Consider the following 22,378-nt stretch of genomic DNA (forward strand, 5'->3'; position numbering starts at 1 on the left):
GATTTAACGTGGACAACAAAAGCTTTTGAGCGGACCGTGTCAAGCTTAAATATTCATTTAATTTCAATCTGTGAATTTTCGGGGCAAACCTATTTTTGTTGACGTTACTATAAGGTGGGGCTATTTTCGAACACCTGAAAGATCGAAATTTATTCGCAGCGGAACACATGGTGTAACTTTTAGAGAAATAAGGTGTAAAAGACAATATGAACCCAACGGTTGCGGCAAGTATATTCTCCGGATCGCTCTGGCAGATTATCGGTAATACTTCTACTTTCGGAAGCTTCATCCTGATTGTCCTGACATTTATGTCGATCGTCTCGTGGGTGATCATTTTTCATAAATGGCGCCAGTTCAAAGCCGTCGAGAAAGACAACCATCGCTTCCAGCAGAGTTTCCAAAGAGCACGCCAGATATCCGAATCCGTGGGACAGGCCAAGGCGAGCGCCAATTCCCCACTCTCTCAAATCTACCTGGCCGGTTACCACGAGTTGATGGAACTCAAAGAACAGAAAAATCAGGGCGGGACTCTCCAGGAGAAAGTCAACCGGCTCGATGATGATGATTTCGAAATCGTTGAGATGGCCATGGAAAGAAGCCTCACTGACCAGATGGGAATTCTCGAAAGCAAAGTCATCTTTCTCGCCAGCACGGCTAACTCGGCGCCGTTCATGGGCCTGCTTGGTACGGTTGTCGGTATAATGGATTCCTTTTGGGCTATCGGAGAGCGCGGCTCGGCTTCGCTGGCGGTGGTCGCTCCGGGCATCGCCGAAGCTCTGCTCGCTACGATTGTCGGCCTCGGGGCCGCCATCCCGGCCGTGATCGCCTTCAACTGGGCCAACAACAAACTCAAATTCATCAACGATTTCGCCGGCAACTTCATCTCAAGCTTTATCTCGCAGGCCAAAAAGGAGGCTCGCTAGTGGCCCGTCGAAAACAACGGACATACCGGGCCCTGGCCGATATCAATATCGCCAATCTCGTCGATGTCGTTCTGGTGCTGTTAATCATCTTCATGATATCCGCTCCGCTGCTTCAGTCCGGCATCGAAGTTAACCTGCCTCAAACCAGGGCCGCTGCTATCAGCGAACAGGCCGAAGGCGTCGTTGTTACTCTTGATGCGAAAGGCGGTATTTATATTAACGATGTCTGGTCCCGCCTCGAAAATTTCGAGACCAATCTCCAGAATGAGATGCGGGCGAAGAATGCTTCCTCGGTGTTCTTGCGAGCTGACTCGATGGTGCTGTATGGCACCGCCATTGATGTAATCGGACGTCTCAAGGAGATCGGCATCGAGGAAATCGGTCTGGTAACCGCTCGTCAGGAGAATTCCGGCAGTGGACGCAACCGAAAGTAGCCGTTATGAAACGAGAAATCTTTTTTTCTCTCGCTCTGCATCTTGCTATAGTGGCAGCCGCGGTTGTCTCCTCCCCTTTTGACGCCAAAAAAGCCTTTGATTACGATGATGTCATCAGGGTGCGCGCGGTAGCTATGCCCGATTTCTCTCCGCCCGCCGCGGCCGAACCGGTGGCGATTGAACCCCTGGCCGTGCCGCAGGCAATGCCGGAGGAAGTTCCTGAAATCCCTATCGATGATCCCAAGTCCGTTGTCGAACCGAAACAGGTCGAAAAACCGAAACCCAAACCGGAAAAGAAACCCGCCCAACAGGCTCCCGCAAAAACGGAGGGCAACGCCTCAGCGGGCGCGGGTGACGGCAAAAAGGAAATTGATGTTTCCGGGAGCGGTCCCGGCTCGCCTTTCGGCAGCGCTACCATCGACAATGCCTCGTTTGACTATCCTTATTGGTTCACACAGGCTTTCAACAAAATCGCCGCTAACTTCCGCAACACGGTTGTTATCGACGGTACCGTCATCTGTATCGTGTACTTTCAGGTAATACGTTCGGGAAGGCTGGTGAAGGTCGAAGTAGAACAGTCCTCGGGCATACCCGCCTTCGATAACGTATGCGTGGCGGCCATCGAACGTTCGGCTCCATTCCCGCCGCTACCCAAAGAATTTCGCGATGAGATCATCGGTATTAGCGTTCCATTCACCAACACTCTGAGGTAATAGCATGCGCACTGTCTCGATACTATTGACAATCACCCTGACTTTCACAATAAGCTCGGCAGCTCTGGCCCAGCAGGATGATGACGCCGTTCGCAAAATTCTCTTCGACACCATAAGCGGCGAGTATCAGCCTACGCCGATCGGCGTCGATGAAATGAAATACATAGGCAACCAGTACATCACGCACGATGATTCCGTACTCATGTACTATGTGACGCGAATCGTTCAGGATGATATCGACTTCTATGCCGATTTTGAATTAATACCGCTCGACAGCTTCTTTTTGAGAACTTACGAAATCAGCGAGATGAGCGTTCTGGGCTGGCGACGTCTCGGCGCCGACATTCTGGTTAAACTCGAAGCCGAGTTCCCCGGCGACAAGATGCGGGTTCGCTGGAGATTGTTCGACACCGTTCGCCAGCAGCAATTCGCCCGGGGCATGGTGGAAAAACAAAAAGGCAACTGGCGGGTCATGGGACACGAGATATCGAACGATATCGTCCACACCCTCACCGGTGAGGACGGTATCTTTCTGACAAAGATAGTGTATGCCCGCGAAGTAAAAGACGGCAAGGAACTGTTTGTCGCCGACTACGACGGAGCCAATGAAAAACAGTTGACCTTCACCGGCTCCATCAATATCTCACCCAGCTTCTCCCCCACCAAAGACGAAGTCTATTTCACCAGCTATATGCGCGGCGACCCGCAACTGTTCAAGGTGAACATCAACACCCTCGAGATTGTCCAGATCGCCAATTTCCCTGGTATCGTGGCCGCCCCGGCTGTCTCACCCGATGGCGACAAGATCGCGTGCGTGCTTTCCAAAGACGGCAACTCGGAGATTTACGTTCTGGACACGAAAGGCCGCGTTATCAAAAGGCTCACCCGCCACAGCGCCATTGACACCGCTCCGAGCTGGTCACCCGACGGCCGCTTAATCGCATTCTCGTCCGATCGCACCGGTTTACCGCAGATCTATCTTATGGATTCCGATGGCCTGAACGTGAGACGGCTGACCTTTCAGGGTAGCTACAACGACTCTCCCATCTGGTCAAGCCGCGCCGATCGTATCACTTTTGTCAGTCGTACCAAACACGGTCGCTTTGATTTGGCTTCGATTGACACCTCGGGCTATGACTACCGCATCCTGACTGAATTGGGCATGAACGAAAACCCGCACTTTTCTCCCGATGGCAAACACATCGTCTTCTCCTCGTCACGACTTGGCCCGCAGGACATTTTTACGATGGATATTACCGGGCGCAACCAGCGGCGTCTGACCCGCTCCGGCAAATGTTCCAACCCCGACTGGGGGCCGATCAAATAAATCGACATTTTATCCGCTGCCGTTGGGCGGCCGCGCCGGTGGCGCGTATAATTAATCGACAGAGCAAAGGCTGAAATTCTCTTTTTTATATTGACCGGCTATCCGTCTTACTGTAGATTGGCAAGCGATATATGGATATATTGGTGAAAACTAACATTTAACGTCCTTCAGGGAGGTTGATTGATTATGAAAAAAGTCGCATTGCTCCTGCTAATTGGTGTGTTTGCCTTGGCTTTCATGGGCTGTCCGGGTAAGCCTCCGCCACCCCCACCTCCTCCGGTAGACACCGCCGAGACCACTCAGCCCGTCGAGCCCGAACCCGAACCGGAACCAGCTCCTCCGCCGAAAGCGGAGTTGAAAGAAGCTCAACTACAAACTGTGTATTTTGATTTTGACAAGTTCAACCTCCGCAACGATGCCAAAGCGGCCTTGGACCACAATGCCAGCCTGCTTAAGGAGTATGAGGATGTTGTGATCAAAATCGAAGGTCACTGTGACGAACGCGGAACTGTCGAATACAACCTGTCGCTTGGTGAAAAGAGAGCCAAAGCCGCTCAGGATTATCTGGTCGGACTGGGTATCGAGCCTGCCCGAATTTCAATTATCAGCTACGGCAAAGAGCGACCGATAGACACAGGCCACAACGAAGAGGCCTGGGCCAAAAACAGACGGGCGGAGTTCCGTATTATTTCGCAATAACGTCGCAAGGTATATGCCTATGCTGACCCATAAAAATAGAAACACAACCGCCATACTCGTTATGGCGGTTGTGTTTATCGGAATCGGCCTGAGCGGTTGCGCCACCAAGCGCAATATCGATGAACTCGCGGCCGAAGTACGCCAGGTCCAGAGACAGAACGTACAAACCCAGGAAACGCTGGCCCACCTCGACTCCACTGTTACCGCCGGTGCTGAATCGAACGACAGGCTCCGGGCTGATGTCGCTGTCACCATGAATGAACTCCGCCAGCAAATAGATATGCTTCTGGAAAACTACAATGAGCTTCTCGCGCAGATAAATCAAATGGGACGGCAACCGTCGGTTACCCATGTAATCCGCAGTTCACCGGGAGCTTCCGAGCAAACAACGGTGACCAAAGTCGATTCCGCCGCAACCAGACCGGTCGAGACGGCTCCATCGCAGCCGGCCATCGACTGCGATGCTACCTATGACAACTCGTTTATCCTCGTCCGGCAGGGAGAATACGAAAAGGCTATCGAGGGATTCAGGCTCTATTTGGAGAATTGCCCCAAACATTCCTCTGCCGAGAACGCCTACTATTGGATAGGCGAATCGTATTATTCGCTCGAGAAGTATGTCGATGCTATCAACGAGTTCAAATACCTGATCGATAATTTCAAGAGCTCGGTCAACGCCAGCCGGGCCATGTACAAAATGGCTCGCTCGCAGCAGGAACTGGGCAAGACCAGTGAGGCCAAGGCAACATTCCAGAGGGTTATCGATGAATATCCGGAGACTCTGGAAGCCAGCCAGGCAAAGGAGAGACTCAAAGACCTGTGATGACAGTTGCGGCCATACGGTTAAATCTCTTAACCCCGACAGCGCCCATTTTGCCCGGTCGGGGTTTTTATCAACTCGAAGAAGAATCTCTGTTTGTTCAGGTAGGTACATTCTCGAAAAACCACCGCTTCTTCTCATTTCTGGAGTCGCGCGATGTACGCTTCGATTTCGATAAACAGGGACGACTGATCTTTATCGAGGTGGAAATTCCCAGACGGCAATGGCAGATCGAACCGCTGCTGTCACCACCGAGGCCCGATGCTGTCGCGGATATCCGGTGGCTCAATTTCCGGGACACCATGCCGCAACCGGAAATCCGCACCAATGATAATAAAAGCATCCTGAGACTATCGTTTGGTCACTGCGGCAAACTGACAAGCTATTATGTCTCTCAGTCAGTTATTGTTCAGTTGGATCAGGACGGCTCGCTGGGCAATCTTTGGATTACCGATATAACCGATGATATAGCAGGACAGGAGATCAGCGCGTTCAGGAGACAAATAAGAGCGGAACACTCCTATTACTCATAGAGAATAAGAAAGCAGCAACTATTTTTTTGCCTGTCCCCAGTAAGGCAAAGTGTCCCATTTTGTACCCAATGGTACAGGCTTAAACGGCCGAAAGACATGAAACCAATTTTCGTAACGCTATATTTGCCAACATCTTATGTAGCACAGACATGGCTTGGCATGGCGTTTGTAGTAATAAACGGCGAAGCTATGAATACGAAGATTAACCTTTTAGCCTAACTTACGGAGGTTTGTTATGAAATCCACAACCAGACTACTGACTCTGTTGACGCTGCTCGTCGCCGCCACCTTCTTGTTCGGAACCGCCGTATACGCGGGTAACGATGAGGGTGGGCAGAAGGGTTTTGTTGACCTGAACGGTGACGGATTCAACGACAACATGAAAGATGACGACGGCGATGGCATCCCGAACTGCATCGATGAAGACTACGTGAAGGAGTGCGACGGTGAAGGCACTATGACCAAATCCGGCAACACCTATGCGTACAACTTCCAGTACAAGCTTCAGCCGAAGCACATGGTACAGTCTCGTCACATGGTCTTTTCCGAGCGCAAAGCGATGCTCGAGGGCGTGACCCCCGAGGATCCGATGGGCAATGCCGGCTCGATCGGCCAGGGTTCTTTCAATCCGGGAATGAATGAAACCGCCATCAAGAATGCTCCGGAAACTACCGGCAAGCATGGCACAGAATAAATTACCGGTGTCAGTTAGCAAATTGGGAATGGCGGCTTCGGCCGCCTTTCTCGTATCTAAAATGAAGTGAAGATACTCAGCTGAGGGATAAAGATGAGAAAGATAATTGGGCTAACGGTTTCGGTAGTTTTCCTGGTTACGGTTCTATCCACATATGCCGAAGTGATACCCGAAATAACACTTAGCGGAGGTTATACCGACAACCTGTTCAATGATACGTCGTCTTTTGGCGACAGCTACATCACCGTTAGCCCGAATCTAAAATACTACCCATCTTCACAGGTGGAAATGGCCTTTTCCGGCGCCTACACGACTTACGACTCAGCCAGCCTCAGCAATCTCTCCGGCAGTGCAGCCATCACGATCATTCCGGAGTCCAAGAACGAGAAACTCAATTTCATGATATCCGGCGGCCTGAGCGGTCTCAATTATGATTCTGAGATCTACGAAGCATACAACCGCTGGGGCGCCGAAGCCGACTTCACCATGAGCTATAATGTCACCCCCGGTGTCATATTCCGAAGCGGTGCGTCGCTGGGTAAAACCGGCTATCCCAACTCGCCGAGCGGTGACAGCGAAGCCCTCGGAGTTTTCGCGGGCCTCAACTTCACTCCATTCGGGTCAAACAGCCTGAACCTCGAAGCAGGTTATTCTCTTCAGAGATATGTTACGGGACTGGATACCTCTGTAGTAACTAACGGCCGACGCCAGAGCCTGAGCGTCGAAGGCGAGAAAAGCAAATTCCAGGTGGCCAATTTCTCGGCCCGATACTCCCGTCCTTTTGGAGTACGCACCGGTTTCAGCGCTTATTTCTCGCAGAAGTATTTCGCTAAAGACGTCGAGTCAATTATCTATGGATTCAGCGTTGATTATCTCTCACCCTGGTACAACCTTTGGGATGGCTGGTCCGCAGGCGCCAATATCAAGAACTACCCCGGAAAGAGTTTCATTTTAGAACTGGGCGGAAGTTACACATACAAAAACTATGTCCCCAACCTGGACGTCATCGGAGAGTCGATAGTTATTGAACAACGCGACGACGAGCGCTCGGTAGCGTATGTTCGAATCCAGCGTCCCTTCTCGTTCTCAAACGGTAATTTGATCCGACCGACCGTTCAATTCTCGTGGGTGGATAACAGCTCTGACCTGGTGGAATACGATGTCTCCTACTACGATATCACCGCCAGCCTGACATTCAAGTTCTGAGTCACATCTTAAATCGTGTCAGAAAGCTTAGTTGACAGCCCATGCCGGGTGTGATTTATTTCGGCATGGGCAAAGCCGATTCCGAAATCCAAAAGCAACTCAAAGAACTTCGCGACCAGATCAATCACCACAATCGCCTGTACTATGTCGAAGATCGGCCGGTTATCTCCGACGCCGACTACGACCGCCTCTTCGACCGCCTGCTCCAGCTCGAAAAAGAACATCCTGAACTCATAACGCCCGACTCCCCCACCCAGCGCATCGGTTTCGCACCATCGAAACGGTTCGAGCCGCTCGAACACCGTGTCCCGATGCTCTCGCTTCAGAAAGTAACCACCCCCGAAGAATTTTCGGAGTTTGACCGCCGGGTAAGAGAAGGTCTGGAGGTCACATCGGATGTCGAGTATGTCACCGAACCGAAGCTCGATGGTCTGGCAGTGGAACTTATTTACGAAAGCGGTTTATTCGTTCGCGGTTCCACTCGCGGTGATGGCTTCATCGGCGAGAATATCACTCCCAATCTCAAGACTATCAGAAATATCCCGTTAAGGCTTTCGGACGAAGCAGGCTCAAAATATCCGCTGCTCGAAGTTCGCGGCGAGGTAATCATGCGACGCTCGGCCTTTGAACGGCTCAACAAATGGATGATACAGAACAATCAGGCGCCGCTGGCCAATCCGCGCAATGGCGCCGCCGGGTCGCTCAGGCAGCTTGACTCGTCAATCACCGCCTCTCGCCCGCTGATTTTTTACGCCTATGGGATTTCCGAAACGGAGCTCGAGGGATTGGACAATCAGTATGGCACCATGAAATTTCTTGAATCCGAGGGTTTCACGGTACACAAACAGACCACCCTGGCAAGTGGCGCAAAGGAGGTCTCGGCCGCCTTTGACAGGCTGTCCGACGAGCGCGCTAACCTTGACTACGATATCGATGGCATGGTTACCAAGGTCAACAGCTATGCGCAGCAGCGGATCCTGGGGCAAATATCGCGAGCGCCCCGATGGGCAGTGGCGTGGAAATTCGCCGCCGAACAGACTGAGACTATTTTAGAAGGCGTGGAGTTTTCAGTCGGCCGCACCGGCGCTATCACCCCGGTGGCGAAGCTCAAACCCGTGAGGGTGGGCGGCGTGATTGTCTCCAATGCCTCGCTGCACAACGAAGATGAGCTCAAGAACCTCGATATCCACATCGGCGACTCGGTAATCGTACAGAGAGCCGGTGATGTTATCCCTGAGGTGGTCGAGGTGATTCTTGCTAAGCGCCCAAAAGGAGCAAAACCGGTTGTCTTCCCGACCAAATGCCCATCGTGCGGGACCAAAATCATCCGGCCCGAAGGCGAGGCTGCTCACCGGTGTCTGAACACCGCCTGTCCCGCCCAAGTCGAAGGCAGCCTGATTCATTTCGCGTCCAAAGGCGGACTTGATATCGATGGCCTCGGCGACAAATTAGCCAGACAGTTGATCAAAGAAGGCCTGGTCAAAGATCCATCGGATCTGTTCTTTCTGAAGAAGGAACAACTGCTCCCTCTCGAATTAATGGCGGATAAAAAGGCGTCCAACCTCATAGAGGCCATAAACCGCTCCCGACAGACCGAACTTCCGCGGGTGATTTTCGCTCTCGGTATCATGGGCGTCGGCGAATCGGCAGCCCGAGTTCTGGCTGAACATTTTGTATCGTTCGTAAGGCTTAGAAACGCCTCACTGGAGGACCTGACCAACATAGCCGGAATCGGTCCGGTGATAGCCGCCAATATCTTTGAGTATTTTCGCAATCCCGGCAATATCGAGATGCTCCGGCGCATGAAAGAGGGCGGCCTGGTGCTGCCCGATTTTAAATCCACCGCCACCGGCGGCGCGCTGGCGGGCAAGACTTTTGTCATAACCGGCACCCTCTCCAAACCTCGCAACCACTTCAAAAATCTCATTGAGCAGCAGGGCGGCAAGGTCTCCGGCTCGGTCTCGGCCAAAACCGATTACCTCCTGGCCGGCGCCGATCCCGGCTCGAAACTCGATAAGGCCGGCAAACTGGGCGTTACCGTCCTGGACGAAGACTCATTCAACGCACTTTTGGGTTGACAATTGCATCCGTTGACATTACCTTATGGACAAAATCAGTCTATATAATACAATTTCGCTATGCCAAACAATATTAGGAGAATAAAATGAGCCTTTATATGAAAAGGTTCGTGTACGCCTCCCTGTTTTATCTGGCTCTGGCGGCTATTATCGGGATACTCGATGGTACCATGAACCTGGGATATGCCGCCACCTTCGCCCACACCCACTTCAACTTGCTCGGCTTCATGGCAATGATCGTATTCGGCATCGGCTATTTCATTCTGCCCCGCTTCAACGGCACCGAACTTCGGTTCGAAAGCTGGATCCCGGTCCACTTCTGGCTTGCCAACATAAGCCTTGTCGGCATGGTTGTGTTCAGAGGGCTTTCGGTGGAAACCGGCGCCGATATCTACTCGGTTCTGTTCGTAATCAGCGCCAGCGCGCAGGTTATCTCCATCTTTATGTTTGTAGTCAACATTTGGATTACGTTGACGCCGAAGAAACAGCCGCAGGCCAAAACGCCGATAGGACAGCCATCCTCCCCATCGACCCCTTCCGCAACATTTGTGGTGGACGAGCCAAAGCCGGTGGTCCGTGTTTCTGCTGACACTCCGGTCGCTTACCTGGTGGACACTCTTCCCTCGCTGAAAGAAACTCTTGTCCGCGGGGGTCTGACTCCTCTGGGAATGCCGGGGCACATGGACAAAGTAAGGGCAGCGGGCGTCACTTTGGGAAACGCCGCCAGAAATCACGGGTTGGATCTTGACCAACTGATAAGGGATATTGAGGATGAACTGAAACGGAACGGATTTGCGACCGGAAACGACATCAGCGCGCAACCTAAATTCACTGCCACGACTATGATCGGCGACGTTATCGCCAACAATCCGAGAGCGCGGGCGACATTTCAGAAGTATTTCGGGTCGGGCTGTTTTGACTGCCCCGGGCAGGCTTATGAGTCTATCGACATGGCCTGCCGCATGCACGGCATACAGCCGGAAGTGTTTCTAAAAGAATTGAACGAAACAGTATAGACAACAAGGGCGGCCCTGAGCCGCCCTTTTTTCTGCCTATTCTTTGGTAAGTTTCTTTTCGAGGTCTTTCAGCGCCTTGGTCAACTTATCAACCTTGGCTTCAAGACTCTTCAAGTCGGACTGTTTGGCCACATTCAGTGATTTCACCACCTTGGCGAATTCCTGCTGTGTCTCGTCAGCCCCCTTCGCGATCTTTTCTTTAAGTTGCGATGTTGACTTCTCGGCCCTATCGAGAAGCTCCATGACCGCCTTCTTGCGATCCGACTTGTCCAACTCCCCCTTCTTGATCAGATCGTCGATGATCTTCTCGGCCTTCTCCCTGGTCACCTGGATCACTCCTATTGACGCCAGAATAGTGTTCTTCAGTACTGACATGGATTTGTCACCTCCTAATGATATTATTTTCTGAAACAACTCTTTCGATTCTTTGATGTCCTCCCATGATGAAGCTTCGGTGAGCATGACTCGCCCCAGTACCGCTAAAGTAATATCTTTGCCTGTAGCATTGTCAACAACTCTCAGCTCAATATCGTTCCTGATCATTCTGGCAAGATCGGCCTGCGTTATTACCCGGCTTTCATCGGCATCGTACAACCGCCGATTTTTGTGTCTCTTAATCAGCTTCATACTGTATTATAGTGCACTGCACCATAGATGTCAAATAAAAAAAGCGGCCGGGCCGCTCAGGCGGGCATTAGTGCTTACCGGTGGACATCAAAACGATACTGACTATTTCCAGAAGTCTCTCGCACGAAAACGGCTTTTTGATAAACATGTCGCCGCCCGATTTAAACGATCTACCCATATCGTCGGTGCGGTCTTTCCCTGTCAGGAAGATTACCGGCACATTGGCGAACTCGGGGTCGCTCTTGAGAGACTGACAGATATCATAACCGTCAACCCCTGGCATCATGATATCCAGCAGGATAACATCGGGCTTGAACGCCCTGGCTTTTTCGATAGCTCTATTGGGAGAATTCTCAGTCTGAACTTTGAAACCGTGCTCGACGAGGAATGTCTCAACGATCTCCGTTATCTCCGGTTCGTCATCGACAACCAGGACTTTGGCAGTATTTATCTCTACTTTGTAGGACATAATATATCTAACTTAAAGTCCTTACACTTCTTGTACTTGTTTATAGTGTCGGAACTCTCGACTAAAAACTTTACACTATTTAAGCCGATTTCACCAGATGAATAGGGTTAGTGGTAGTGACGTAACCCGCTATATAACAACCCCTTAAGATCGATGCTTGAGCCCGGACTCACAAATTCCAACTCAGGCGGAAATATCAGGGAAAATTTTCTGCTCCGCGACTCTTCTTCAGCAGCAACTGCCAAAGGCACCTCACAGGTCCAAAAGAATCTCAATACGGTACGACACCGCTTCACTGCCGCCTCAGATAACTCGCCGCCGGAAGAGGATGCCCGGCGGGGAATCGACTCATTCGCAGATGCCTCTCTTCGCGGTACAAAGAGATTCGCACTCCACGGCCGGTGCGCCGGGCCATTTTAAAATTGCCATTGGGGGGCAAACAGACTATCCTATGCGGTGATGAAAGAGGCTGATAACATAAAAATCATCTCGCGCAATCGCAAGGCTCGACACGATTTCGAAATCCACAGCACCATTGAGGCGGGCATCGAGCTGGTCGGCACCGAAGTCAAGTCGCTTCGTGACGGAAAAATCAATATTGCCGATTCTTACGCCTTTATTGAGAACGGTCAGGTGTGGCTTAAGAACCTGCACATTTCCCCGTATAAAATGGCTTCCGATGGCGGTCACGACCCGATGCGGCTGCGGCGCCTGCTGTTGCACAAAAGGGAGATACGCAAGTTGTCCGTGCAAACCGAGCAGCGTGGCATGACCCTGATCCCTCTTTCCATTTATTTCAAGGGGAAAGTCGCCAAAGTCGAACTGGCGGTGGCGGCCGGACGTAAAAGGTATGACAAAAGAGAAGCGATTGCCAAAAGCGAAGCGGATAAAAGGATCCAGCGCGCCACCAAGAAAGACTATTAGATGAATTCGATATACCGACTGATTTCCGTCAACTTCCTGATCGCCCTCGCCCTGGCTTTCGCCGCACCGATCGTGTCGGCCGAAAATGTCAAGGTCGCGATCTCCGGCACAACTCAGGAAATCAAAGCCTATAATGACCGCGAGATCGAATATATCTCTTTCTCGGAGTTCGCCGATATTATCGGCGGCTCGCTCGACTGGTCGCTGGTCGGTCACGAGATAATCTACACTCAGGATACCAACCGCTTTGTTTTCGTTGTTGGCTCGCCCTATTTCAAGCGCAACGACAGTTTGTTCAATCTAACATATCCGGCGCAGTTTATCCAAGGTCAACTGTATCTGCCGGCCGTGACATTTATCCCGTTTCTCGATCACGTGTCCTACCAGAAGATAACGTGGGTGGGCCAGTCCAACACAATCAGGGTTGACTCGGAATATTTCAATGTTACCGATATGACGATGTCGGCTAAAGCCAACGGCCTTCTCATTGAAATCTATCTGACCAGCGCGCTGGCTTATGACATTTTCGTCACTGAAGGTAACTGGATCAATGTATCGATACGCGACGGCAAATTGAACATCCCGCGCCTCCAGTCCCGCCGGGATTCCCGATACATGTACGACCTCAAGACCCATCAGCAATCGCAGGTCGGCCAGTTGTCAATCCGGCTCAAGCGAAAAGTCGACAAATGGACGCACAAGGTTCAGATGGATCCACCTCGAATTCAGATTTCTATTGCCGATGTAAATTTCGATATGGAACCCAGCGACACCACCCCGAAGATCGGCCCCGATGATAAAATCGATGTGATCGTGATCGATGCCGGACACGGTGGAGCGCACTATGGCGCTATCGGGCAGAAAGGCACCCGTGAGAAAGATGTCGCTCTGGGAATCGCCAAGGAACTGGCCAAACTGATACGCAAGGACAAGCAGTTCAAGGTCGTGATGACACGTGATCGCGATGAAACCGTCACACTTCAGGAAAGGGCCGACATCGCCAACAAAGCTTCGGCCGACCTTTTCATTTCAATCCACGCTAATTCGTCGCTAAAACAACACGTGCAGGGCTGGAACGTCTTCTTTCTGGCTCCCGCCAAGAATGACTCCGCCCGCGCTGTCGCCCAGTTCGAAAACAGCGCCTTCTTCCGCGAGCAGGAGCCTGAAAACAACAATAACAGCAGCGGCCTCACCTACGATGACCCCATCCTCACCATTCTCAACGAGATGATTATGACTGAATTCCAGGCGGAATCGCACGATCTGGCCATGATGCTTGATCGCGAGTTCAGGCGAAACCTGAAAATCCCCGCCCGCGGCGTCGATCAAGCCGGGTTTTACGTTCTCAACATGGTCTTTGCCCCCTCCATCCTCGTCGAAGCCGGCTTTATCTCCAACCAGACCGAGGAGAAACTTCTTAAGAAAGACGACTACCAGAAGGATGTCGCCAAAGCCGTCTACGACGCCATTAAACGTTTCAAAGCCAAATACGAAAGTCAATAGGATACATAAATGAGCAAACCGATAAAATCCGATCGTGAAGCACCCATAGGCGTCTTTGACTCCGGGGTGGGCGGCCTTACAGTACTGAAAGAGATATTCAATCTCCTCCCCTTTGAAGACTGCGTCTATTTCGGCGATGTTGGCAGAACCCCGTATGGCGGGCGCTCCAAGGATATCATTACCCAGTTTACGAGGCAGGATGTCGCCTTTCTCATCGAGCAAAAAGTCAAGTTCATCGTGTCTGCCTGCAACACAGCGTCATCGGTAGCGCTGCCTGAAATCAAGCGGGATTATCCCGTCGAAATGATAGGCGTAATAGAGCCGGGAGCCCGCGCCGCCGCCGAGAGGACAAAGGGTGGTAAGATCGGCATTATCGGCACTCACGCTACTATCGGCTCCAATGCCTACGCCAAATGTATCCATGAGATCGACCCCAAATTGAAAGTCTTCTCCCTCGCCTGCCCCCTGTTTGTGCCGCTGGCCGAGGAAGGATATATTGACAAAGAAGCTACTTATCTTATAGCCAGCGATTATCTTCAGACAATGAAGGATGTCGATGTTGACACACTCGTGCTGGGGTGCACACACTATCCACTGCTGAAGCATGTCATTGGTGATGTTATGGGCGACAACGTTCAATTGATTGACAGCGCCGAGGAAACCGCGCGGGTAGTCAACGAACTCCTCTCCGAGATGAACCTTCTCAACCCCCACGCGTCGCAGACGCCCTGTCCTGAAGGCGAGACGAAATATTTTGTCAGTGATGTACCGGAGCGATTTTCCGGTGTCGCCTCACGTTTCTTGGGCCGCGAAGTCAGCCGCATCACGAGGGTGGATATAAGCAGGTATTAGCAAACCACATGCAACTAGTCCTGGCCACAAATAACGAAGATAAAATCAGGGAAATCCGGCATCTGCTCGATGACCTTCCGGTCACGATTATGACCCGAAACGATTTCCTTGAATTCCCCGATGTCGAGGAAACCGGAACAACCCTCGAAGAAAACGCTGTCCTCAAGGCCCGCGCTATCTCGGAATTCTGTGACCTGCCCGCTCTGGCCGATGACAGCGGCCTTGAGGTCGATGCTCTGAATGGCGCTCCCGGCGTATATTCTTCAAGGTATGCCGGTGAGAAGGTCACCTACGCCGATAACAATCGCAAGCTCCTCAAAGAGCTTGAAGGCGTCCCGGATGAAAAACGCACGGCTCGCTTTCGGTGCGTAATGGCTATCTGCTGGGGAGTCGATGATGTCCAGACGGTCGAAGGTGTGGCGGAGGGTTTCATCGCGGGTGAAACATCCGGAAGCAGCGGGTTCGGCTATGACCCTTTGTTTTACTATCCACCGGCAGGCAAACGTTTCTCTGAGATGACGCTCGAGGAAAAGAATCTGGTATCTCACAGAGGAAAAGCTCTTCAGGAAGTCCGCACGGTAATAATCGACCGCCTCAACAGCCTTCGCGACTGAGCGGGACAATCAATCTGAATTTCACAGACATTGCTATATCAGCTTCTGATTTTCATCTGCGGAAATTGTGACCTCACGTCGCCACGACATTTCACTCCGTTGTGTCAGGTCTTGATTTCCGTCTTCGGAAATTGTGACCTGACACCTCCATTAAATCTTAATACGGATTATGATTTGACCGTATCTTCGGTCAGGTCCTTCTCGAAGAACGTCGCGCCATCGATTGGATTGTAGTAATACGGTTGAACTGATTTGAAACCGAGCGACCGATAGATTGCCATCGCCTCGGCCATGGTGTCGATAGTATCCAGTACCATCTTGCGGTAGCCTATCGCGCGGGCATCTTCGACCACCTTCTCCGCCAGCGTGTGGCCTATCTTTTTGCCCCGGAACTGCGGCCTCACCCACATTCGCTTCATCTCACAGATAACGCTCGAAAGCTGGCGCAAGCCCACACAGCCGGCCGGCTGGCCATCGCACAGCGCCAAATACAAACGTCCTTCCGGTGGAGCATATTCTCCCGGAAGGTTGGCAATTTCTTCCTCGATATTCTGGAAAGAGAGGTCAAAACCGAGCGACTCGATATACTCCCGAAACAGCTCGTAAACCGCTGCCAGATGTTCTTTCGTGGTGGCCTGGATTATTTCAACCATAAATAGGTTGTCGGCATTCCGAAGCTACAACTGTAGCTCCATGCGTATGACCTGGTCGTTTCCGATTTTATTAACCGCTGTTTGTTTGAAGCCGAGAATTTGATAGATCGAAATCGCCCGCTCCATCATGGGGATGGTCTCCAGGACCATCATCTTATACCCCATTTTGCGCGCCCGCGCGATGATTTCCTCGGCGAGATTCCAGCCGATATTTTTACCCCGGAATTTGTCGCGAACCCACAGCCGCTTCATCTCACAAACCCCGTTCTTGACCTTCCTCAAAGCCACGCATCCGGCCGGTTTGTCCTCATACAAGGCCAGTAAAAGACACCCTTCGGGGGGGCCGTACTCACCGGGAAGTCCGTCGAGTTCCTTTTCGAACCCTTCGAAACAGGTTCGGTAATTGAGCCAGTTAGCGTATTCCGTGAAAAGCCCGCGAACGGTGGTAAGCTGGGCTGCCGTTTCTGCCTGTTTGAATTCGACCATCAGCCAATTTATACGTCAAAAGTCTGGTTTTGTCTACAAGAAAAAAGCGGGTGAGCAATGAAACTCACCCGCCCAGAAATAATATTCTCTGTGACGCGCTACAGCCTGGCCGCCACAGCCTCGGCGATTTCAAGAGTGGTGCTGGTCCCGCCCATATCATAGGTGCGAGCCTTACCCTCTTTAATCACGTCGGCAATAGCCGCTTCGAGCTTGTCAGCCTTGGCGTCTTCGCCCAGCCAGTCAAGCATCATCTTGACTGTCAGAAGCATCGCCATCGGATTGACTTTGTACATACCGGCATATTTCGGAGCGCTGCCGTGTGTTGGCTCGAACACGGCATACTTGTCCCCGATATTACCGGACGAAGCAAATCCTAACCCGCCGACCAGCTGCGCGCAGAGGTCGGAAACGATATCACCGAACATGTTCGAGGTTACCAGCACAGAATAATCCTGCGGGTTCTTCACCAGCCACATGCACATGGCGTCGATATTGGTCTCCCACAATTCGATGCCGGGATAGTTCTTGGCCACCTCGCGGGCGGTGCGAACCATCAGACCGGAGGTCTCGCGAATGACATTGGGTTTCTCAACCACCGTCACGCTCTTACGGCCGAATTTCTTGGCATATTCGAATGCGTCGGTAATAATATTGCGGCACCCGTTGCGCGTGTTTATGCGAAGCGACACGGCAATATCCTTGCCCGGCGTGGAATCGAAACGGGCCATCTTCTTGTTGTGTTTCTTAATGGCATCGCGGACCTCATCCGGAAGCGGATGGAATTCGACACCGACATAGAGGTCTTCGGTATTCTCGCGGAACACCACGATATCGATATCATCGCGATAGTTGAGCGGGTTGCCCGCGTACGCCTTGCACGGGCGCAGGTTCGTTCGAAGATTGAACTCCTGCCGCAGACGAACGATCGGCGAAGAGTAAACGAGCTTTTTGCCCTGAAGCTCCGGGATCAACTCTTTCTCCGCCTCTTCCTTGGGTTTCGAAGTAATGGCGCCGAAGAGGGCGCAATCGGTATTGTTGAGCAGGTCGATAGTACGATCAGGAAGTGGATTAGCCTCGGTCCGCCAGAACTCCCAGCCGATATCTCCGTGGATATATTCGGCGTCGAGACCGACCTTATCCAAGACTATCTTTGCCGCTTCCATTACATCGTTGCCTACGCCGTCGCCGGGCAGCCATGCGATTTTGTACTTTGCCATTCGTATTAGCTCTCCCTAAAAGTTAAAGCCTGAAAGTAAGGTTTATTATATGTGATGTTCCCAAATCATTTTCATAAGGCACGAAAGCATAGTCAACGGCGAAGTTGCGCTTGGTGAAAGAGGCGCCCGCCGTGATATTCTTGCTGTCATAGTTGAACATATAGCCCGCGCGAAGCTGAAACAGCTCGTGCAGACGGCCCTCGGCGCCAAGATGTAAATGCGCCTCATCATCAACGATAACCACATCCGCCGCGCCGGTGTATTTTTCCCAGGTGTATGACGCCCCCGCCGTATATCTCGTCGGAAGCGAGATATCGCGCGAACCCGGCTGACCTGATTTCTCCAACTGGAAATCACCGCCCAGGTTCGTCACCGATGCTCCCAGATTGAGATGCGGATTCGGCATGACGAGAAAGCCGAAATCGGCATTGAAAGCCGAGCCGCGCCAGCCCTCAATCTTCTCGATAAACCACCCCATCGACAGTCCTACCGACACCTTCTCGGAGAAACGGTAAGACGCGCCGGACTTGAATGACACATCGTGGGCATCGAAATAATTCTCCGGCTCAAGTGTCGGAAGCAATCGCTGCTCGATTTCATCGATGACGGCGAACCGAATCCCGCCGTGCAGAAAGACTCTCCTTGACAAATTCATGGCGAAATACCCGGATTCGAGCCTCACGTTTTCCCAGTACGATGTGTGGCCGAATGATGCGGTGAAAGCATCCAGGCCCACAATGCTCGCCGGGTTGTAAGCTACGCCGTTGGGATCATCGATCAATGACACCACCGCGGAAGCCATACCTGCCGGACGAGCGCCATGCTCGATTTTCATCAACGCCAGACCGTCATCAGCCGAAACCGAACTCGCCGCAAACATCAATAGGAGCGCTATGGCCAGATATCTGAACATCATCAGCATTATTCGTCCTTTAGAACAGCACATCGAACGAGAAGATGTGCTCGGAACCCTCGTCTACCTTTTCGCTCGAAAAAGCATAATCTATCGCCGCCACGAAACCGCTGAGCTTGAACACATAACCGGTTCCGGCCGTGAAGCTCTTATCGGAATATCCGGTCCTCAGCGCGAACTGCGGCGAAAGGAAATACTCCAGGCCGCCATGCAGCGCGAAATCACTTTCCGTATTGGCGACCAGGTCGACCGCGGTGAGCAGCTTTCTGTTGAAAAAGCGCGCGGAACCTCCCGCGCCGAACTCAAGCGGTACTTTGTCCTCAACCTCGTAAGGCAGCGCCTCTATTCCTCGCGCGCCGAGGAAATTCTCGTTGTTCCACCTGTAATTTGCGCCGATATTGCGCACCACTATCCCTGCCTGAAGATCTCTGATTGAGGCGGCCTCCCTCTGTTCGCGGGTCTTGAACTGATCGAAATAAAGTATCAAGCCCAGGTCCAGCGAAACCGAGAAACTGGTCATCTCCGAAAAACTCGAATGAAGATAACTGCCGCTGATACCGGCCGCCAGAAAGTCTTCAAACCTTTTCGAAAACGCGAAACTGAATTTATGATTGTCCATTCCAAATTCATAACCCAGTTTGTCGCCGTCGGAGTTGCGGGCTTCAACATCCCCCGAACCGGCATACAGCCAGCTGAAAGACAGCGCCGACTTGTTGGCGGTTGGGATAACAAACGAGGCGTGCGTCAATGTACGGTCGAGGTCCATCAGCCGGTAAGACGACGAGAAGAGAGTGTTTCTTATCTCGCACACCCCCGCCGGATTGAAAAACATACCCGCGCCATCATCAGCAATACTGATAAAGGCGCCGCCCATACCAGCCGGACGTGCCCCGATTGGAATCTCAAGAAACGGCGCGGCATAACCGCCATTACCGTCTTCAGCGCTAACGGTCACCGCCAATCCGAAGATCACGAGGACAGATATAGTATACTTCCAAAACATCATTGCCTCCTTACGGTATCACCGCCAGCTTGCCCCACTGGACTTCGCCGGTTGAATACTCAAGCTTGAAATAATACATGCCGACCGCCACGACATCGCCCCTGCCGTTGACTCCGTCCCAGGTCCTTCGGCCCGAACCTGCCGTCGGATAAATCCCGGCCGGATAGTACTGATTGTCAATAACCCGACGAACGAGATTCATGGCGAAGTCATATATCTCCAGCGTCACGTAAGCATCCTGCTCGACAACGAAATGAAACTCCACCGCCTGATCCAGCGACTGGCTGAACGGCACCGGGAACGCATATACCTCACTGGCCGGGTCAACCACAAAGAACGGTGTCTGGTCGGTGAAATCATCGAGGCTTACTCGCACCGTGCGATCATCGGTGCCAACCCAGAGGTAGTCGCCGATAACCTCAACCGCGTAAATAGGCGTCTGCGGCAGAAGAAAGGGATCCCCCAGACTGTCCTGCAAAACCAGCGTATCCCAGGCCAGGTCACCCTGAAGCAGGTTCGTTCCCTCGGCATAAATGACACCACCGTTGGTGGCCGCGAACACCCTGTCACCATCAAAGGCAAAATTCCAGGCATAGTCGTGATAAACACTGTCCCAGTTGTAAAGGTAAACGTAGTCACTGTCAACAATCGCGCCGGTCGAATCATAAAAATAACGCCAGGCCTGATCGATCCGCCCAACAGATATACCGGTTACTCCCTCAAGCGCGGGCCGACAGGAAACCCATATGCGCGAAAGCGTGTCCTCAAGATTCTGAACCTCGATTGCCGGTATAAAATCACCGTTGATACCCTGGATCGACTGCGTGTACTGTAACACCGCATCCGGGGCGAGCGTGTCTTTGTTTACCCTTCGGATATCCCAGTTATCCCCGCGGTCAAAGGAAACGGCAAAACCATTATCCGTGCCGAGGTAAACCGTGTCACCCAGCACTTCCATGACCGTGATAATGTCGAGGTCAAGTGAGTCTGATGGAACACCGCTCTGAAATTCTCTTACCTGGTATATCTCATCCGGATTGTCACCATCGTCCGACAGCCTGATCCTGTCCTCGGTCACGACGAAAGCCGAGTCACCGAAAAAGTTGATATCGTATGAAGTCACGCCAACCTGCATGCGGGCGAACGTTTGACCATTATTGAGCGAACGTCCAACTATCGGCGTTCCGCTTTCCGTCATGGGCCGGTTGATTGTCCAGATCACCAGCGTATCAAGATACGTCTGAGTCTTGATCCGAATTACCTGCGCCGAACTCGAATCTGTCTCCGGAAATGTGAAGAACCGGGTCGAGTCGATTACGCCCGCCGGATCCATAAAGAGAAAACCAACGCCCGAGTCGGTTCCGATGATCAGCGTATCCGCCCAGGTACAGAGGGCGTTGACTATACCGTGCGCGGGGTCCGGGGGCGTAAAGACCACCGGGGCCCATGATATACCGTTATCCTCGGTGACATACAGTCCCGCTTCTTCCGCCGCCATGTATAAACGGCCGTTCATAACGGTAAAGTCCTGAATTCTGTTGTTGGCGCCGGTTTCGGTGAACGATGTCGATGTAGTGAAGCTTTCGCCAAAGTCAATCGACTCGGCCAGACCGGTGGAACTGCTGTCCAACGGATCGACCGTACCAGCATAAATGCGCCCGCCGTAGTCGATAACGCTGATCACCGCCTGCCCGGGAAGACCATCCTCTTCCATACGTGTTATATACGGACTACCGGTCTTCAAGCTGCGTGTCAGCCCCTCCTCGCCGGCAAGGTACATGAAGTTGCTGTCCTCGGGGCACGTTTCACAGAAAGCGATTCGATTGATGTGCTTATTATAGGCTTTATCCCTTGGCGCGGCAAAAATGTATTCGAAAAAGCCTTCAGCCGTACCACCCCAGAGCAGAAGTGAATCACCGTGCGAAGTATCCACGGCACAGGAGAAATACCGGTTGCGAAACGACGGCGGCGCGCCATCTTCATTGTTGAACTGCGCGGAGTCCGCTCGTGATGAATATATCCTGCGCCAGGTTATACCGGCGTCCCGCGACGCCAGAAGTCCGCCGGCAAACGCCGTGAAGAAAAGCCAATCGTCGGCCGGATCGCCCGGATCATAATGGCCGGCGATATCATAGACTGTCCGATCTACACCAAAAACATACGGTATGTCCAAACCGGTGGAGTCAAAAATGATCTGTGTCCAGGCGTCGCCATCGTCATCGGAATATGACACAGCGTCGGAATACTGGTACAAATCCCCCTGGAATTCAATTTCATGCGATGTTCCCACCCAGATACGGTCTGAACTCGGACCGTTGGGCAGTGAAAAAATCGCCGACACGTTGTTGCTGACCAATCCGTTGGTATTATCATACGACAACCATGTTTGTCCGTTATCGAAGGAGAAATTCACTCCCTCACTGGTGGCAAACCAGACACCGCCGTTGTGCTCAACGATATCAATGACAACATTACTAATATATCCGCTGTCGGGAGCGTCGTAAGTCGTCGCGATTCCGGCCCAAACCAGACCGGGAAAGGCTACGGCCGCCAACAGACCGATCAAACAGGTACTTTTGATGGTTTTCTTTATCACATCATGCTCCAAAAAAACAGACCGTACAACCCTCGGCACGGGGTCGCACGGCGCCACAATGATTACTTTACTAATTAA

General features: G+C 52.1%; 23 protein-coding genes. 15 read left to right on the plus strand and 8 right to left on the minus strand.

The window, feature by feature from the left end:
* The first annotated feature begins 206 nt into the window (after nt 1-206).
* From AB1483_03760 to AB1483_03810, 11 genes are all read left to right on the plus strand, one after another.
* Nucleotides 207-923, plus strand: a complete 717-nt coding sequence (locus tag AB1483_03760) for a MotA/TolQ/ExbB proton channel family protein (protein ID MEW6411572.1) — start codon at nt 207-209, stop codon at nt 921-923.
* A complete protein-coding gene (locus tag AB1483_03765) occupies nt 923-1,357 on the plus strand; it encodes a biopolymer transporter ExbD (protein MEW6411573.1) in 435 nt (144 codons plus the stop codon). The genes AB1483_03760 and AB1483_03765 overlap by 1 nt, the downstream gene beginning before the upstream one ends.
* A 5-nt stretch (nt 1,358-1,362) precedes the next feature.
* Nucleotides 1,363-2,070, plus strand: coding sequence for a TonB family protein (locus tag AB1483_03770; GenBank protein ID MEW6411574.1), 708 nt, complete (start codon nt 1,363-1,365; stop codon nt 2,068-2,070).
* Between the two features lie 4 nt (nt 2,071-2,074).
* On the plus strand, nt 2,075-3,397 hold the full coding sequence (tolB, locus tag AB1483_03775) for a Tol-Pal system beta propeller repeat protein TolB (protein ID MEW6411575.1): 1,323 nt from the start codon (nt 2,075-2,077) through the stop codon (nt 3,395-3,397).
* Between the two features lie 186 nt (nt 3,398-3,583).
* Nucleotides 3,584-4,096, plus strand: a complete 513-nt coding sequence (gene pal / locus AB1483_03780) for a peptidoglycan-associated lipoprotein Pal (protein ID MEW6411576.1) — start codon at nt 3,584-3,586, stop codon at nt 4,094-4,096.
* A 19-nt stretch (nt 4,097-4,115) separates the two neighbouring features.
* The gene (gene ybgF, locus AB1483_03785) at nt 4,116-4,919 is read left to right on the plus strand and encodes a tol-pal system protein YbgF (GenBank protein MEW6411577.1); all 804 of its coding nucleotides are present in this window, start codon (nt 4,116-4,118) and stop codon (nt 4,917-4,919) included.
* The gene (locus AB1483_03790) at nt 4,916-5,449 is read left to right on the plus strand and encodes a hypothetical protein (protein MEW6411578.1); all 534 of its coding nucleotides are present in this window, start codon (nt 4,916-4,918) and stop codon (nt 5,447-5,449) included. Before ybgF ends, AB1483_03790 begins: the two co-directional genes overlap by 4 nt.
* Before the next feature lie 235 nt (nt 5,450-5,684).
* Complete coding sequence (locus AB1483_03795; protein ID MEW6411579.1) at nt 5,685-6,143, plus strand: hypothetical protein; 459 nt, start codon at nt 5,685-5,687, stop codon at nt 6,141-6,143.
* A 93-nt stretch (nt 6,144-6,236) separates the two neighbouring features.
* Entirely contained in the window at nt 6,237-7,349 is a 1,113-nt protein-coding gene (locus AB1483_03800; protein MEW6411580.1) for a hypothetical protein, read from the plus strand.
* Nucleotides 7,350-7,390: 41 nt separating this feature from the next.
* Nucleotides 7,391-9,427, plus strand: coding sequence for an NAD-dependent DNA ligase LigA (gene ligA, locus AB1483_03805; GenBank protein ID MEW6411581.1), 2,037 nt, complete (start codon nt 7,391-7,393; stop codon nt 9,425-9,427).
* A gap of 86 nt (nt 9,428-9,513) precedes the next feature.
* Nucleotides 9,514-10,443: a DUF1858 domain-containing protein gene (locus AB1483_03810; protein MEW6411582.1), complete on the plus strand. Its 930-nt coding sequence runs from the start codon at nt 9,514-9,516 to the stop codon at nt 10,441-10,443.
* A gap of 36 nt (nt 10,444-10,479) precedes the next feature.
* Here AB1483_03810 and AB1483_03815 read toward each other — a convergent pair whose 3' ends face one another.
* Both AB1483_03815 and AB1483_03820 read right to left on the minus strand, forming a co-directional pair.
* Nucleotides 10,480-11,070, minus strand: coding sequence for a polyhydroxyalkanoate synthesis regulator DNA-binding domain-containing protein (locus tag AB1483_03815; GenBank protein MEW6411583.1), 591 nt, complete (start codon nt 11,068-11,070; stop codon nt 10,480-10,482).
* Nucleotides 11,071-11,137: 67 nt separating this feature from the next.
* A complete protein-coding gene (locus AB1483_03820; protein ID MEW6411584.1) occupies nt 11,138-11,539 on the minus strand; it encodes a response regulator in 402 nt (133 codons plus the stop codon).
* Nucleotides 11,540-11,995: 456 nt separating this feature from the next.
* On the opposite strand from AB1483_03820, the gene smpB reads away from it, so the two are divergent.
* Genes smpB through AB1483_03840 form a run of 4 tightly spaced genes read left to right on the plus strand, consistent with a single transcriptional unit; the run spans nt 11,996 to nt 15,432 of the window.
* Nucleotides 11,996-12,463 (plus strand): SsrA-binding protein SmpB, encoded by a 468-nt coding sequence (smpB, locus tag AB1483_03825; protein MEW6411585.1) that lies wholly within the window; start codon nt 11,996-11,998, stop codon nt 12,461-12,463.
* Entirely contained in the window at nt 12,464-13,966 is a 1,503-nt protein-coding gene (locus tag AB1483_03830) for an N-acetylmuramoyl-L-alanine amidase (GenBank protein ID MEW6411586.1), read from the plus strand. It begins immediately after the preceding gene.
* A 9-nt stretch (nt 13,967-13,975) separates the two neighbouring features.
* Nucleotides 13,976-14,818 (plus strand): glutamate racemase, encoded by an 843-nt coding sequence (gene murI, locus AB1483_03835; GenBank protein ID MEW6411587.1) that lies wholly within the window; start codon nt 13,976-13,978, stop codon nt 14,816-14,818.
* 8 nt (nt 14,819-14,826) lie between these two features.
* On the plus strand, nt 14,827-15,432 hold the full coding sequence (locus AB1483_03840) for an XTP/dITP diphosphatase (protein ID MEW6411588.1): 606 nt from the start codon (nt 14,827-14,829) through the stop codon (nt 15,430-15,432).
* A gap of 167 nt (nt 15,433-15,599) precedes the next feature.
* On the opposite strand, the gene AB1483_03845 is transcribed toward AB1483_03840, so the two are convergent.
* From AB1483_03845 to AB1483_03870, 6 genes are all read right to left on the minus strand, one after another.
* Nucleotides 15,600-16,085, minus strand: coding sequence for a GNAT family N-acetyltransferase (locus tag AB1483_03845; GenBank protein ID MEW6411589.1), 486 nt, complete (start codon nt 16,083-16,085; stop codon nt 15,600-15,602).
* A gap of 24 nt (nt 16,086-16,109) precedes the next feature.
* The gene (locus AB1483_03850) at nt 16,110-16,571 is read right to left on the minus strand and encodes a GNAT family N-acetyltransferase (GenBank protein MEW6411590.1); all 462 of its coding nucleotides are present in this window, start codon (nt 16,569-16,571) and stop codon (nt 16,110-16,112) included.
* Between the two features lie 98 nt (nt 16,572-16,669).
* On the minus strand, nt 16,670-17,788 hold the full coding sequence (locus AB1483_03855; protein ID MEW6411591.1) for an isocitrate/isopropylmalate dehydrogenase family protein: 1,119 nt from the start codon (nt 17,786-17,788) through the stop codon (nt 16,670-16,672).
* 22 nt (nt 17,789-17,810) lie between these two features.
* Nucleotides 17,811-18,704: a PorV/PorQ family protein gene (locus AB1483_03860; GenBank protein ID MEW6411592.1), complete on the minus strand. Its 894-nt coding sequence runs from the start codon at nt 18,702-18,704 to the stop codon at nt 17,811-17,813.
* A 16-nt stretch (nt 18,705-18,720) separates the two neighbouring features.
* Complete coding sequence (locus tag AB1483_03865; protein MEW6411593.1) at nt 18,721-19,707, minus strand: PorV/PorQ family protein; 987 nt, start codon at nt 19,705-19,707, stop codon at nt 18,721-18,723.
* A gap of 7 nt (nt 19,708-19,714) precedes the next feature.
* Complete coding sequence (locus AB1483_03870; protein MEW6411594.1) at nt 19,715-22,300, minus strand: hypothetical protein; 2,586 nt, start codon at nt 22,298-22,300, stop codon at nt 19,715-19,717.
* Between the last annotated feature and the right edge of the window lie 78 nt (nt 22,301-22,378).

Source organism: Candidatus Zixiibacteriota bacterium (genome assembly GCA_040756055.1).
Classification (GTDB): Bacteria; Zixibacteria; MSB-5A5; order GN15; family FEB-12.